Origin of the sequence: Nocardia cyriacigeorgica (assembly GCF_029868385.1) — a bacterium.
GTDB lineage: Bacteria > Actinomycetota > Actinomycetes > Mycobacteriales > Mycobacteriaceae > Nocardia > Nocardia cyriacigeorgica_F.
The window spans coordinates 102871-115745 of sequence record NZ_JARWNX010000047.1 but is presented as its reverse complement, the minus strand read 5'-3'; the positions used below and the strand labels follow the sequence as shown (position 1 = coordinate 115745).

The window sequence follows — 12875 nt, the reverse complement described above, 5'->3', positions numbered from 1 at the left end:
CCCACGCTTGCTAGCATGTGGGTGTGAATCGCGCCACGACCATGCCTCCGACCCGGCGTTTGCGGGCCGATGCCGCACGCAATCAGCAGCGCATCGTGGAAGCCGCACGCCAGCTGTTCGCCGACCACGGACTCGAGATCACCCTCGACGATGTGGCCGAGCGCGCGGGTGTCGGCGTCGGCACGGTCTACCGGCGCTTCGCGAACAAGAAGGAACTCATTTCCGAGGTCTTCCATCAGCACCTCGACGAATTCGCCGAGACCGCGGAGGAATGCGCCGGACACCCCGACCCCTGGCAGGGACTGGTCCAGTTCTTCGAGTACGCGTGCCGGCATATGGCGACCAATCGCGGCTTCAGCGCGGTCATGCTGGAGTACGAGGACGATCTCGAACAGTTCGCCCGCGTGCGGGACCGGATCAAGCCGACCGTCGCCAGCATCATCGATCGGGCGCGGGAAGCCGGGCTGTTGCAGCCCGATGTGGTGGCCTCGGATTTCTTCGCGATGATCCACATGGTCGACGGACTGGCCGAGTTCGCCCGCCCGGTCAACGATCAGGTCTGGCGGCGCTATATGGCACTCATCCTCAACGGCGTGCGCACCGAACTCGTTCCGCGCCAACCGCTATCGGTGCCGCCGCTGAACGACAACGAGGTCGAATGCGCCAAGACCGCCCTGTGCACCGGCCGCAGGCGCTGACCCCACCCCACTTCCCCACCCAGCCGAAATCACATCTCGGGTAGCGCAGGTCACAGCCGATCCCCTACAGTTGGACATGTGACCAATTCGTGGGTGAACTGGACCGGCGATCAGCAGTGTGCGCCGGTAGCGGTCGAGGCTCCGCGCAACCGAGCCGAGCTCGCAGATCTTCTCGGCCGTGCGGCGGACGCGGGACAGCAGGTCCGGGTCGCGGGCTCGGGACATTCCTTCACCGATATCTGCCTCACCGACGGCTTGCTGCTCGACCTCTCCCGCATGAATCGCGTGCTCGACGTCGACCGCACCAGCGGACTGGCCAGGGTGGAAGCGGGCCTGACGCTCAACGCCGCCAGCCCGGCACTGCACAATCACGGGCTGGCCTTCCCCAACCTCGGCGATATCGACGTCCAGACCATCGCCGGCGCAACGGCCACCGGAACCCACGGCACCGGCGCCACCTTGCAGAACCTCTCCGCGGCAATCCATTCGGTCGAGCTGATGCGCCCCGACGGCACACTCGTCGAATTGGACGAACAATCCGATCCGGATGGATGGCGGGCCGCGCGGGTGAATCTCGGCGCCCTCGGCGTCATCACCGCGATGACGCTCGAGCTGGTGCCCTCATTCGTCCTCGAGGGCATCGAACGGCCGGTGCCGGTCGAGGAGGTGCTCGACGATCTGGACACCTACGTCGACGGTAACGACCACTTCGAGTTCTACATGTTCGCGCACAGCCCGCTGGCGATGACCAAACGCAACAACCGGGTCGACCTCATCGAACAGCCGCGCCCACAGGCGGTGGACTGGTTCGCCGACGTCCTGATGTCCAACTACACCTTCGATGCCCTGTGCAAGCTCGGCCGCTGGCAGCCGCGGCTGGTGCCGTGGATCCATCGCGGCGCGGCCTATGCGGGCAGCTACCGCCGTCAGGTGGACCGGTCCTACCGGGTGTTCGCCTCACCCCGACTGTTCCGCTTCACCGAGATGGAATACGCCATCCCGCGTGCGCATTCGGCCGAAGCCATCCGCGCGATCAAGCAGCTGTCGACCCGCTTCGATACACCGATGCCGATCGAGGTGCGCTGGGTCGCCCCCGATGACGCGTTCCTGTCCCCCGCAGGCGGCCGCGACACCTGCTACATCGCCGTGCACATGTATCAGGGCATGGACTACGAGCCGTACTTCCGCGCCTGCGAGGCGGTTTTCGACGGGTTCGACGGCCGCCCGCACTGGGGCAAACGCCATTTCCAGACCGCGGAGACCTTGCGCGGCCGCTACCCGGACTGGGATCGGTTCGCCGAGGTCCGTCGCCGCTTCGATCCGAAGGGTGTCTTCGCCAATCCCTATCTCGACCGCGTGCTCGGCCCGATCGGCTGACGTCGCGGCGGCATCAAACGCGTCGTCGCCCATCCCGACGGCCGCGCCACGGACACGCCGATCGGGGTAGGCGAGGCCAGCGGACGTCTGCGTGCCGGATTCAGTTCGGGCGCGACCTCACACGGTCTCGCGAACGAGCAGGCCCGACCGCAATACAGACTCCACCCGAACGGCAGCAGATGCACGCGTTCGCCGCGCTCCTCGAGCCGTTCACCGATCTCCTCGACGAGGTCGAGCGTATCCGCCAGATAGGCAAGCATTTCGGGACCGTCCATCGCCGATCGGTCCGCGCCGTCCGGCAGCACCGGCGATCCGCTGATGACCACATATGCCGCACCGGTCTGCGCCATCAGGAGCCGGACCGAACGCACGACATCTCCGGATGCGTCGCGCTCGCCCGGCTCGACATACAGATGCACCAGCAGGCAGTCGTGGAAGGTCCGCGCCACGCCCGCCACATCCGGTTCTATCGCCACCGCGCATGGCCCGGGGGCCACCGGCGTGTATTCGAAACAGTGCCACCTACTACTGATGATTCTCATCCACAACCCCTACCGCGCGACCCTCGTCGCCCTTCGGACGCCGGACAATCGAGAATCTATCCACGCCCCGCGCGGCTCGGTTGTCACCGAACGCACGAACTTTGCCGCTGGGCGCACAACCAACCCGCGCGACTGGACCACGCGATCGCTGGAGACGATTTATCCTCGCTCCACAGGTCCGAGCCGAGGCCGGGACCTGTACGGCACGAAACCTGGGAGTCTGTGATGGTAGGTGAGGCGGTCGTCGAGACAGCGTCGACGGCAGACGTCGACAACCCTCGCGAGCGCGTCGACTACTGGGCCGATCTGGTCGACTCGTATCAGGGCCTACAGCTGAGCTACAGATTCTCCTCGTCCAGCGACTTCTATGGACGTATCCGGCGCCATCGCACCGACAACTATCAGATCGTCGGGCGCGAATCGGACCCGATCGTCTATACCCGCGCCACCAAGCACGTCCGCACCGATCCCGATGACGACTACCGGCTGGTGGTACCCCTCACCGGACAGTTCACGGTACGGAGCGACGAAGGCTGCGGTTCGCTGGCACCCGGCATGAGTGGCCTGGTGACCGTCAATCGCCCGATGGCATTCAGCGCGAGCAGCCGCAGCCACGGACTCATCATGACCATTCCGCGCCGCGAGATCCAGCACCGACTCAACCGCGCCGATCCGCCCGCCGGACCGCTGGATCTGACCACCGGGTTGGGCCGGATGGCCAAAGACCTCCTGACCGGGCTGTACGAGGAGGCTTCGGTACTCACCGCACCGCAGTTCGATGCCGTCTCCGAGCGGGTCGTGGATCTGATCTGCATGCTTCTGCTCGGCGACGCACCGGCGGCGACCCACCTCGGTGAAGTGGAAACCACCATCCGGCAATACATCCGCCGCAATGCCGGAAACCCCGAATTGACCAGTGCGATGATCGCCAACAGTCTCGGCTGGTCGATACGGCAGGTGCAGCTCGCGCTCCAGCAGGCAGGCACCACGCCCCGCGAACTCATCAGAGAAGAGCGGCTCCAGATCGCCTACACCCGGCTGCGGAGCCCGGCCTATCGACACACCAGCATCACCGATATCGCCCTCGGCCTCGGCTTCGGCTCCGTCAGCAGTTTCAGCACCGCCTTCCGGCACCGCTTCGGCGCGACACCGAGCAGCGTGCGCGGCGGTCGGTGAGGAAGTGGGCCGCGTAGGCCCACCCGACGATATTCTGGGTGCCGCGACCGGCCACGAGTTCAGCGACTTGTCCTCGCTTTCCTCGCTCCGAGCCGGTGCGGCACGCCGCGGGGGCAGGACGAGAGATCGGGGACGTTGTGATGGTGGACGAGTCGCCCATCGAGGAGGCGGCCACGGCCCAGGTGGAGAATCCGCGTAATCGGATCGACTACTGGTCGCAGCTGGTCGACTCGTTCCAGGGCAGGCTGTCGTATCAGTTCCCGTCCACGGGCGATTTCTACGGCCGGATGCGACGTCGCCGCACCGACAACTATCAGATCGTCGGATGGGAATCCGATCCGATCGTCTACTCACGCGGCAGGCGGCAGATCCTGCTCGATCCCGATGACGACTACCGCCTCGTGCTTCCGCTCACCGGGCAATTCGACCTCCGCCAGGACGACACCGGCCTCGCGCTCACACCGGGGGCGAGCAGTCTGGTGACCATCGACCAACCGCTGCGGATGGGTGTACACGGCGGTAGCCACGGGTTGATCGTGACCATTCCGCGCCGCGAGATCCGGCACCGACTCAACCACATCGAACCCCCTGGTCGGCCGCTCGATCTGACCGTCGGCCTCGGCAGAGTGGCCGCCGACCTGGCGACCGGCCTGTACGGCGAGGCGGCAACCCTCTCGGCGACCCAATTCGATGCCGTCTCCGAGCGACTCGTGGATCTGATCTGCATGCTGATCCTCGGTGAATCACCCACCGGGCCCGGGAATCTCGCCGAGATCGAGCAGACCGTACGCCGCCATATCCGTCGACATGCCGAGGACCCCGACCTGGCCACGGCGGCGATCGCCCGTGCGCTCGGCTGGTCCGTACGCCAGATCCAGCTGGCGTTGCAGCAGGCGGGCACCACACCGCGTGAACTCATCAGAGAAGAGCGGCTCCAGATCGCGTACGCGCGGCTGCGGAGCCCGGCCTATCGGCACATCAGCATCACCGATATCGCACTGAGCCTCGGCTTCGGCTCCGTCAGCAGTTTCAGCACCGCGTTCCGGCACCGCTTCGGCGCGAAGCCGAGCAGCGTCCGCGGCGGTTGATGCCGAACCGGACCGGCCACCCCACCCGCCGGGGCACGGCCGGTCCGGTTCGGGTCAGATGCTCGTGTACTCGTTCACGTACTGCGCGAACACATCCCAGGGGAAGTTCGGTCCCACATCGGTGTGGCTGCCGATACCGAGCTGAACGGTGACGTAGTGATGGTCGGAGATGCCGTCGGCCAAACGGTACGGCGGGGCGATCACCTCCGTGCTGACACCGTATTTGCGACAATCCTGCACCGCGATGTAGGCGGCGACCCGCAGATCGTGATCGATGGCAAGCCACTGCTCGCGTGACCAGGCCGCTCGGGAACCGGCGAAACACAGGTTGATGGTGTGGCTGTTGGCGTCGAGCACCGACCAGGAGGCGTAATCGGTGTCGACCACATCGCAGAGGATGCCCTCGCGCAGGGTGTAATGGTAGGAGACGCCGTTGTTCGGATTGTTCAGATATCCGGCGAGAGATTCGGCGCTACCGTTGCCCTCCTGGGTGTGCAGCAGGAAGTTGGTGATCCGCGCGCCGCCGCGTGGACTACGCGAATTGCCCATGAGTTCGATTTCGGTGTAGGCGGGTTTCACCACACGCGGTGTCCGGTCGATCGACCATTGGCCGTAGTCGGCGGCGAGAATGTCGTTCACATCCACCGAGGTGCCGTCGATCTTCGGGCCCGGACTACTCGGAGTATCGATGATGTGCTGGTAGAGAACGACTTCCGGGGTGTCGAGCCGGTCTCCGCTCCATGCCCTCGTCTGCCAGGCCCAGCGTTTACCCTCGGAGGTCCGTCCGATGACATCGTCTTCGATCGCCCACGCACAGACGCGGGAATGTCCGTAGATCCCGGTCCATTCCCGGCCGATGGCATCGTTGACGCCACGAAAGAAGTGCACGGCGACCTCGTTCCATTGGCCGAGCGAGATGTCCTCGTCCACGGCGAAGAAGATCGGGCAGTATCCTGGCCCGCCCGCGGCGAAGTGGCCGTTGCGGGCATCCAGGCCCATGCGATGGCCGCCGTCGTAGCCGGTGGTCCAATCCGAGGGCGCGCTCGGATGGCCGGGTTTGCCGTACTGCCAGATGGATACCACCTGGAGACCGGTATTCCTGAGTTCATCGGCATAGGATCTGGTGATCGGTTTGGCGCCGAAGTCGGAGCCGGGTCGCGACGGCGATACATAGGCGAGCACGGCACTGTGGCCCGCCTCGGCGATGGCGCGGGGATCGATCAGACGTGCGGCGAAATCGACAGCGGTAGACACTGTTTCGTCTCCTCGAGAGATACGGCATGGCGGGTCCAGCTGGCGGCATGCGCGCATGCGCGCATGCTTCGAAACCAAGACGATCGACAAGCACTCAGCTCGTGGATTCAGAACCGGGCCGGCAGCGGAAATCAGCCAAATGGCGTCCGCACCAACGCTTTCCACGCAACAGCACTGAGCACCACCAGTGTAGAACGCGATCCGGTCGCTAGTAGCCGAGAATGCGCGCGACGAGTTCGGGCAGTGCGATGCCGATGGGTTCGCGGATGACCTCGGTGGCGAGGCGGTCGTATGGCGTCGGCTCGGCATTGACGATGACGAGGTCGGCCCCGTTGTCCACCGCGAGCGCGCAGAGCGAGGCCGCGGGTTCGACCTGGAGCGAGGTCCCGACCGCGAGGAACAGATCGCTGGATTCGGCGGTGATGGTCGCCTTCAGCATGGTGCGCGGGTCCATGGCCTGCCCGAACATCACGGTGCCCGCTTTGAGGATGCCGCCGCAGTCCGGGCACGGCGGGTCGACCTCGCCCGCCGCGACCCGTTCGAGCGTCGCCGCCATCGTGGAGCGGTAATCGCAGTCGACGCAGACCACGTCGAACATGTTGCCGTGGATCTCGATCACCCCGCCCGGCGGCGAACCAGCCCGCTGATGCAGGCGGTCCACGTTCTGGGTGATGATCGTGACCGTGCGGGCACGGTCGAGTTCGACCAGCGCGGTGTGCGCGGCATTGGGCCGAGCCTGCCAGGCCGGATTGTCGCGGCGGGCCAGCCAGGAACGTTCGCGCAGTTCGGGGTCGGCGAGGTAGTTGTCGTAGGTCGACAGCAGTTCGGCGATCGGATCCTTCGTCCAGACCCCGCGCGGGCCACGGAAGTCCGGAATCCCGGAATCGGTGGAGATGCCCGCGCCGGTGAGTACCGCGATCCGGCCGGGACGGGCGTGCCAGTCCATGCTCATCGCGGCCGTCGCCTCCTTGCCGAACTCGTCATATCGTCAGGCTATCGGGCGCGGTTCGTGGCACGACACAGGGTGGCTGCACGACTCGATCTGCGAACCAGATCAACGCAACTGTGGACGTTTACCGGCGTCGGCGAAGCTCAACTCCAACGTCACCGGGATGGTCTCGACTTCGAGCGCCTGCCGCAGCCGGGGTACGGCCTCGTCGAGAATACGTCCGCGCAGCGACCCCACATCGGCATGTGGTTGCACGGTGACGGTCAGGTGCAACTCCGGCGCCCACCGGGTCCCGGTCAGCCACGCCGAGGCCGAGCGCACATCATCGAAGGCGGCGATATCCGCGGCCACCGGGGCGGCCGCCGTCGATGACGCCATGACCGTCTTCCCTGCGGTCGGATCGGCCTCGAATCGCCACGACTGCGACTTCGGCATCCGGAAGATCTGGGCGAGCAGCCAGCGCAAGCACAGCAGGCCGAGCACCACCGCACCGGCGATCACCGCCCAGAACACCCAGGTCGGCGGGGCAGCGGTGCCCGGGACCAGCGCCGATTCGCGGTCCACCCACCCCAGCTGCCCGAAGTGGGCGGCCAGGGCGTACGCACCGGCCGCGAGCAGGATCACCCCGGTCAGGCCGATCAGCGTCCGGTTCACACCTGCGGGCCGATTCACCTTGCTCATCGAGGGCCTCCGGCTTTGGGTCCGTGCAGCTTCGCCTTCACCCGCTTCACCGGGTGGCCGACCTGTTGCACCCGGCCGGTGACGGTGTCGCAGATCGTATCGGCCAGCCCGGCGCTGTCGTGCCGATCGGTGCGCGCGACCACGGTGACGACGTCGCGGCGCACCTTTACCCGCGCGGAGGTCACCCCATCGACCCCGGTAGCGCTGGTACGCAACAGAGTTCGCAGACCCGACCGGCTCACTCCCGCCTCCATACCGTCCTCGTGGCCGGTCAGCGGCAACACCTTCGCACGCCCCGGCAGCAACGCGATCACCAGCAGCACCACCCCGATGGCCAATGCCACGACCCCGCCGATCAGTACCGGCAGCTCGTTCCAGGTGATGCCGTGCACCTCACCGGCGACGCTGTCATAGGAGATGTACTCGTGTGTGTCGGTCAGTCGCTGCACCAGTGACACGGTCACCGCGACGCACGCCGCGAGCACCACCACCGCGATGACGACGGCGGGCCACGCGCGCCGCGGCCTGCGGATCACCGGACCCTCCCGGCGACAACGGTTTCCGTGGTCAGCTCCGGGACCACGATGTCGACCCTGGAGATACCGATCCCGGTCAGTTCGGCGGTGCGTGCACGCAGATGGGTGCGGCAGTCCTCGGTCACCCGGCCCACCGGTTCCGGATAGCGGACCGGCAGCCGCACGGCCAGCGCGGCCCGATCACCGGAGACGGTGGCCTCGACCTTGACGCCGCGATCGACGCCGGGCACCTCGCGGGCGGCGTGCGCGGCGATCCGGCGCACCGCCCGTTCACTGACCGTGGTCCGCCCCGGCAGCTCGGCTCCGACCGCGGCGGCCGTCATCGCCTGCCCTTGTCCTGGGCGGATCGGACCAGCGCGGCGAGGTCGAGTTCGCCATCGAGCCATCGGCCGATCGCCAGACCGAGCGCGGCGAACACCAGCACGATCAGGAACGCGCCGAATCCGCCGAACGCGGCGGCGAATCCGAGCGCGAGACCGATCGCCAGACATATCGTTGTGGCGTTCACAATCGACTCCTCTTCGCTGGATCCGGTCGGTGGCTACTGCACGCGCGCGGTGGGCGCGTCTTCGTCATCGTCGTCACCCGGGATGAACACATCGTTGACATTGATATTGACCTCGACCACGTGCAGCGCGGTCATCTGCTCGATCGCGGTGATCACATTGCGGCGCACCGCACGCGCCACCTCGGCGATGGCGACGCCGTATTCGACGACGATCTCCAGATCGACGGCGGCCTGTGTCTCGCCGACCTCGACCGAAACACCCTGTCCGATACTGGCGGAGGCGCCGGGGATGCGGTCGCGGAGGGTGCCGAAGGCGCGGGCGGCGCTACCGCCGAGGTTGTGCACGCCGCGTACCTCGCGGGCGGCCAGACCGGCGACCTTCTGCACCACGATGTCGGAGATGGTGGTGGTGCCGAGCTCGCTGACCAGCGCGTGTTCCTTTTTCACCGTGGTCTTCTCGGCGCCGCTCGCCTCGGTCGCGGTGTTGTTGGTGGTGCTCTTCTCGGTGGTGGCGGTCATGGTGTTCCTCCTGATTCCTTTGGGATACAGCGGATTCGGTCCCGCACTCTGATCGACACCCGATCCGCGCGTTCGTCACGGGCGAACCGTGTGGCTCAGCCCACAGTTCCTTGCTCGTCCACAGTTCCTTCCTCGGCGAAAGCAGCCGCGTCGAGTTCGGTGACCACCAGCCGCACCGTGGCCTGTTCCCATGGAGTACCCGCCAGCACGGGCCGAATCGCCTCACTCGCGAGATCGAGTAGCGGGGGTAGTGGCAACGTGGCGGCGACCACCCGCACCTGCACCGCGTCGTCGGTGAGGTCGACCGCGTAGGTGCGGGCGTCCCACGGCCACCAGCTCGCGTTCTCGCGCACGATCGGTGTCGCGGGCCGCAGTCCGGCGACCCCCTCGACCGCGCCGATGATCTTGTCGATGGTTTCCTCGTCGAACATCAGCGCGGCTCCGGCTCGATATCGAGAATCGACACCACGACCTCGTCCACCCGCTGCCCGGTCTGGGCACGCACCACCGCGGCGACCGCGCGCTGCACCGCACGCCCCACCTCACCCGCGTGCCGGTCACCGGCGATCACCGCATCGATCTGGACCAGCAACCGCCCGTCCTCGGTGCGCCGCACCCGCACACCTTCCGAGGGCGCCGGGTCGGTGCCGAGCCAGCGTTGCCTACCCGCCCGCACCAATGTGGTGAGCAGGCCGCGTACGCCCGGCTCCAGCCGCACCACACCCGCAGTGGCCAGGGCGGCGTGCGCGGCGACGGCCGCGATCACCGGGGGCTCGATGAGCACCGATACCGCGGGCGTCATCGGCGGTCTCCCCGAGTACGCTCCGGACCGGGACCACCGGTGGACGCATCGGGGCCCCCGGCATCGCCGGAGTCGGGCGTCGCACCCTCTTCGCGCCGGTCGGTCGCGGTGCCGTTGTCCGGGGCGGGATCCTCGTAGACATCGGCGATCGTCAGATCCAGCCGGTGCAGGGTCAGCCCGATGCGGGCGGGCAGCGCCGCGGTGACGCGTTCACGCACGATCGGCATCAGCTCGGCCACGGCCGTCGGACCGAACCGCACCGCGACCGACATCTCGACATCGACCAGATATTCACCGTCCGCACCCATGCCGGCCGGACGCACCCGGCAGCGCCGCGCTCGCACGCCGGGCACCGAATCGGCGGCGTATCGCAGCACGGCGTTCACGGCCTGCTCACTCACTTCCACCCCGCCGGGCTCCGAGGTGGGCAAGTCCAGTGTGCGGCCGCGGCGCACCTCGGCCCGCACCGCCGACATGATCCGACCCACCAGATCCGGCGGCGGCGCGACCGGCTCCTCGATCATCTGCCTGGTCGCCGCGCGCAACGCCAGCAGACTGTCGCGTGCGGCCGCGCAATCCGGGCAGCTCAGCTCATGTTCATAGGCTCGACCGGCCTCGACGGCGTCGAGCCGTTCCCACACCTGTTCCAGTTCACGGCCGCACGGCAGGACATAGTCCTGTTCGGTCGTCTCGTTCACCGCCATGGCTTCATCACCTCGGACAATTGGGCTCGTGCGCGGGCAATGCGACCGCGGACCGCGGTTGTGTTCGCGCCGACGATGTCTCCGATCTCCTCATACGACAGGCCGTGCACCTCGCGCAGCAGCCAGCAGGCCCGTTGTTCGGGCGTCAGCTCCTGTAGCGCCACGTTCAGCGCCTCGAGCTGGGTTTTCACTTGGGTCGCGTGCTCGGGCCGGATGTCCGAACGCGGCGATTCGGTCAGGTCCAGATCCGCCTCGACGTGCGGGCGGCGAGCCCGGATCACGTTCAGACAGCGGTTGGTCGTCATCCGGTAGAGCCAGCCGACGAATGCCGCGTCGTCGTTGAGCTGCCGCAACCGCCGCCAGGCCGCGAGGAAGACCTCCTGCACCACGTCCTCGGCCTCGGCGCGGTCGGCGAGCATTTTGGATGCGAGCCGGAACATCTGCCCCTGATACCGCAGCACCAGTTGTTCGTAGGCCCGGACGTCACCGTCCTTGGACCTGCTGACCAGGGTCACATCGTCCGGAACGGTCGTCGTCTCGGTCGCGGTCACACCCACCTCCTCAGCCCGCTCCTGTGTTGGACACCGTGCATGGGGATTCGTCACGGTCGATTATCCCGTGATCGTCGTCTCAGTGGTGGACGCGTGCGTTCCGGGCGATCCGGACGGTCGACCGGCCCGGTCGACGGTGAGCGCCGCGGCCAGTAGACGGGTGTCGGTGGGGTCGGCGGGGTCGAGGCCGGTGAGTTCGGCGATGCGGCGCATCCGGTAGCTGAAGGTGTTGGGGTGGACGTGCACCTCGGCGGCGGCGGATTTGCGGTCGGTGCCGTGGCGCAGATAGGCGTCCAGCGCCGCGAGTAGATGCGGGCGCGCCGTCAGCGGTTCGATACGCCGGGCCAGGCGGTCGCGGGCCCGGCCCGGACGGGTGAGCTGATACTCGAGCAGCAGATCGTCGAGGCGATACACCCCGGCGGGACGAGCGAGCGCCCGAGCCAGCGCGGCGAGTTCCCCCGCCTCGGCCGCGGCCTCCGGCAGGTCCGCACGGGATACGGCACCGGCATCGGCGAGGAAGACCGGCGCGCCCATCCGTCCGTCCGCGGCTGCCGCAAGACGATCGGCCGGATCGGGTGTGGCCGAACCGGGCAGCAGCACGATTCCCGCGGACCCGTCGAAGGTGTGCAGAGCCGAGGGGCCGACGAGATCATCGAGGATCGACTGCAACACCCGCATCCTTCGCCGGGCGATCATGGTCGCCACCTGCGCCGATTGATCTTGCGGCGGAACCAGCACGGCGAGCACCCGATAGTCCTCGGCCAGTGCGATATCCGCGCGGGCGGCGAGTTCGACCACCGGAAGCCCGTGCAGCAGAGCCGAACACAGCGCCCGCCTGGCCTCCCGCTCCGGCTGGTAGACCGACTGCTCGAGTTCCGAATACGCCTCGTAGACCACGGTGGTGATGCGGCGCAGCAGATCGAGCAGATGCGCGCCGAAGGCGATCAGATCGTCCAGTTCGTCCGCGGTGGCCGAGCGCGCCGATTCCTGGAGCAATTGCTGCGCCGAACCGTGCACGGCATCCACCAGCAGCCGCAGCGGGATCCGCTCGGCCGCATGATGATGCACCACCGGCGCGACGTGGAGCGCCACCTCGGCATCGGTGAACTCGCGTTGTTCCCGCAGCGCGCGAAGGAACGCGTGCCCGCAGGCCAGGATCGCAGGCACGACTTCGTGGAAGTGGTCGTCGGGCAGGTCGGCGGCCGGTGGTGTCGAACCGAGTCCGGCCGCGAGCATGCGATCGGCGATACCGGGCAGCCCACGGCCGAGCCGATCGAGAATCGCGGCGTCCGCGGCCAGCGGGGGAAGATCGACAACCATGTCGCGGATTGTCGCCCACGACTATGGCTGCGGCAATTCCTCCGGTCACCGAGACGATCAACTCCGGAAAAACTGTCTTCGGAGACGAGTTCGGCGCGAACACTTGGTACCGCCGACGTAGTGACGCCCTCCCCGCCGCCGACCTAGATTTGTGCCGACAGCACGACTCC

17 protein-coding genes are annotated in these 12875 nt (G+C 67.3%); 4 read left to right on the top strand and 13 right to left on the bottom strand.

Features of this window, described 5'->3' with window-relative positions; genetic code table 11:
* Positions 1 to 23: 23 nt before the first annotated feature.
* Together QH168_RS14565 and QH168_RS14560 are read left to right on the top strand one after the other, a co-directional pair.
* Positions 24 to 698 (top strand): TetR/AcrR family transcriptional regulator, encoded by a 675-nt coding sequence (locus tag QH168_RS14565; RefSeq protein WP_280235178.1) that lies wholly within the window; start codon positions 24 to 26, stop codon positions 696 to 698.
* A gap of 78 nt (positions 699 to 776) precedes the next feature.
* Positions 777 to 2075, top strand: a complete 1299-nt coding sequence (locus QH168_RS14560) for a D-arabinono-1,4-lactone oxidase (protein ID WP_280235177.1) — start codon at positions 777 to 779, stop codon at positions 2073 to 2075.
* Here the strand turns inward: QH168_RS14560 and QH168_RS14555 are convergent.
* Positions 2042 to 2551 carry a hypothetical protein gene (locus QH168_RS14555; protein WP_280235176.1) on the bottom strand — a complete coding sequence of 170 codons (510 nt, stop codon included), beginning with the start codon at positions 2549 to 2551 and terminating at the stop codon, positions 2042 to 2044. The two genes, QH168_RS14560 and QH168_RS14555, sit on opposite strands and share 34 nt — an antisense overlap.
* 291 nt (positions 2552 to 2842) lie before the next feature.
* On the opposite strand from QH168_RS14555, the gene QH168_RS14550 reads away from it, so the two are divergent.
* Together QH168_RS14550 and QH168_RS14545 are read left to right on the top strand one after the other, a co-directional pair.
* Entirely contained in the window at positions 2843 to 3793 is a 951-nt protein-coding gene (locus tag QH168_RS14550) for an AraC family transcriptional regulator (RefSeq protein ID WP_280235175.1), read from the top strand.
* Positions 3794 to 3933: 140 nt separating this feature from the next.
* The gene (locus QH168_RS14545) at positions 3934 to 4881 is read left to right on the top strand and encodes a helix-turn-helix domain-containing protein (RefSeq protein WP_280235174.1); all 948 of its coding nucleotides are present in this window, start codon (positions 3934 to 3936) and stop codon (positions 4879 to 4881) included.
* Positions 4882 to 4935: 54 nt separating this feature from the next.
* Here QH168_RS14545 and QH168_RS14540 read toward each other — a convergent pair whose 3' ends face one another.
* From QH168_RS14540 to QH168_RS14485, 12 genes are all read right to left on the bottom strand, one after another.
* On the bottom strand, positions 4936 to 6135 hold the full coding sequence (locus QH168_RS14540; RefSeq protein ID WP_280235173.1) for a glycoside hydrolase domain-containing protein: 1200 nt from the start codon (positions 6133 to 6135) through the stop codon (positions 4936 to 4938).
* Positions 6136 to 6343: 208 nt separating this feature from the next.
* Positions 6344 to 7087, bottom strand: a complete 744-nt coding sequence (locus QH168_RS14535) for an SIR2 family NAD-dependent protein deacylase (RefSeq protein WP_280235172.1) — start codon at positions 7085 to 7087, stop codon at positions 6344 to 6346.
* Positions 7088 to 7189: 102 nt separating this feature from the next.
* Positions 7190 to 7765 carry an alkaline shock response membrane anchor protein AmaP gene (locus QH168_RS14530; protein ID WP_280235171.1) on the bottom strand — a complete coding sequence of 192 codons (576 nt, stop codon included), beginning with the start codon at positions 7763 to 7765 and terminating at the stop codon, positions 7190 to 7192.
* The gene (locus tag QH168_RS14525; protein WP_280235170.1) at positions 7762 to 8301 is read right to left on the bottom strand and encodes a DUF6286 domain-containing protein; all 540 of its coding nucleotides are present in this window, start codon (positions 8299 to 8301) and stop codon (positions 7762 to 7764) included. The genes QH168_RS14530 and QH168_RS14525 overlap by 4 nt, the downstream gene beginning before the upstream one ends.
* Complete coding sequence (locus QH168_RS14520; RefSeq protein ID WP_280235169.1) at positions 8298 to 8624, bottom strand: Asp23/Gls24 family envelope stress response protein; 327 nt, start codon at positions 8622 to 8624, stop codon at positions 8298 to 8300. The genes QH168_RS14525 and QH168_RS14520 overlap by 4 nt, the downstream gene beginning before the upstream one ends.
* Positions 8621 to 8809 (bottom strand): hypothetical protein, encoded by a 189-nt coding sequence (locus QH168_RS14515; RefSeq protein WP_280235168.1) that lies wholly within the window; start codon positions 8807 to 8809, stop codon positions 8621 to 8623. Before QH168_RS14515 ends, QH168_RS14520 begins: the two co-directional genes overlap by 4 nt.
* Before the next feature lie 33 nt (positions 8810 to 8842).
* Entirely contained in the window at positions 8843 to 9328 is a 486-nt protein-coding gene (locus QH168_RS14510; RefSeq protein WP_280235167.1) for an Asp23/Gls24 family envelope stress response protein, read from the bottom strand.
* Between the two features lie 95 nt (positions 9329 to 9423).
* Complete coding sequence (locus QH168_RS14505) at positions 9424 to 9759, bottom strand: hypothetical protein (RefSeq protein WP_280235166.1); 336 nt, start codon at positions 9757 to 9759, stop codon at positions 9424 to 9426.
* Positions 9759 to 10130, bottom strand: a complete 372-nt coding sequence (locus QH168_RS14500; protein ID WP_280235165.1) for an Asp23/Gls24 family envelope stress response protein — start codon at positions 10128 to 10130, stop codon at positions 9759 to 9761. The genes QH168_RS14505 and QH168_RS14500 overlap by 1 nt, the downstream gene beginning before the upstream one ends.
* Positions 10127 to 10834: an Asp23/Gls24 family envelope stress response protein gene (locus QH168_RS14495; RefSeq protein WP_280235164.1), complete on the bottom strand. Its 708-nt coding sequence runs from the start codon at positions 10832 to 10834 to the stop codon at positions 10127 to 10129. The genes QH168_RS14500 and QH168_RS14495 overlap by 4 nt, the downstream gene beginning before the upstream one ends.
* Positions 10825 to 11385: an RNA polymerase sigma factor gene (locus tag QH168_RS14490; protein WP_280235163.1), complete on the bottom strand. Its 561-nt coding sequence runs from the start codon at positions 11383 to 11385 to the stop codon at positions 10825 to 10827. Before QH168_RS14490 ends, QH168_RS14495 begins: the two co-directional genes overlap by 10 nt.
* Before the next feature lie 60 nt (positions 11386 to 11445).
* Positions 11446 to 12705 (bottom strand): PucR family transcriptional regulator, encoded by a 1260-nt coding sequence (locus tag QH168_RS14485; RefSeq protein WP_280235162.1) that lies wholly within the window; start codon positions 12703 to 12705, stop codon positions 11446 to 11448.
* Between the last annotated feature and the right edge of the window lie 170 nt (positions 12706 to 12875).

Coding starts and splice junctions, on each gene's coding strand:
- QH168_RS14550 (WP_280235175.1), top strand. CDS start 2,843: ATGGTAGGTGAGGCGGTCGTCGAGACAGCGTCGACGGCAGACGTCGAC.
- QH168_RS14485 (WP_280235162.1), bottom strand. CDS start 12,705: ATGGTTGTCGATCTTCCCCCGCTGGCCGCGGACGCCGCGATTCTCGAT.
- QH168_RS14520 (WP_280235169.1), bottom strand. CDS start 8,624: ATGACGGCCGCCGCGGTCGGAGCCGAGCTGCCGGGGCGGACCACGGTC.
- QH168_RS14535 (WP_280235172.1), bottom strand. CDS start 7,087: ATGAGCATGGACTGGCACGCCCGTCCCGGCCGGATCGCGGTACTCACC.
- QH168_RS14530 (WP_280235171.1), bottom strand. CDS start 7,765: ATGAGCAAGGTGAATCGGCCCGCAGGTGTGAACCGGACGCTGATCGGC.
- QH168_RS14545 (WP_280235174.1), top strand. CDS start 3,934: ATGGTGGACGAGTCGCCCATCGAGGAGGCGGCCACGGCCCAGGTGGAG.
- QH168_RS14500 (WP_280235165.1), bottom strand. CDS start 10,130: ATGACGCCCGCGGTATCGGTGCTCATCGAGCCCCCGGTGATCGCGGCC.
- QH168_RS14495 (WP_280235164.1), bottom strand. CDS start 10,834: ATGGCGGTGAACGAGACGACCGAACAGGACTATGTCCTGCCGTGCGGC.
- QH168_RS14510 (WP_280235167.1), bottom strand. CDS start 9,328: ATGACCGCCACCACCGAGAAGAGCACCACCAACAACACCGCGACCGAG.
- QH168_RS14505 (WP_280235166.1), bottom strand. CDS start 9,759: ATGTTCGACGAGGAAACCATCGACAAGATCATCGGCGCGGTCGAGGGG.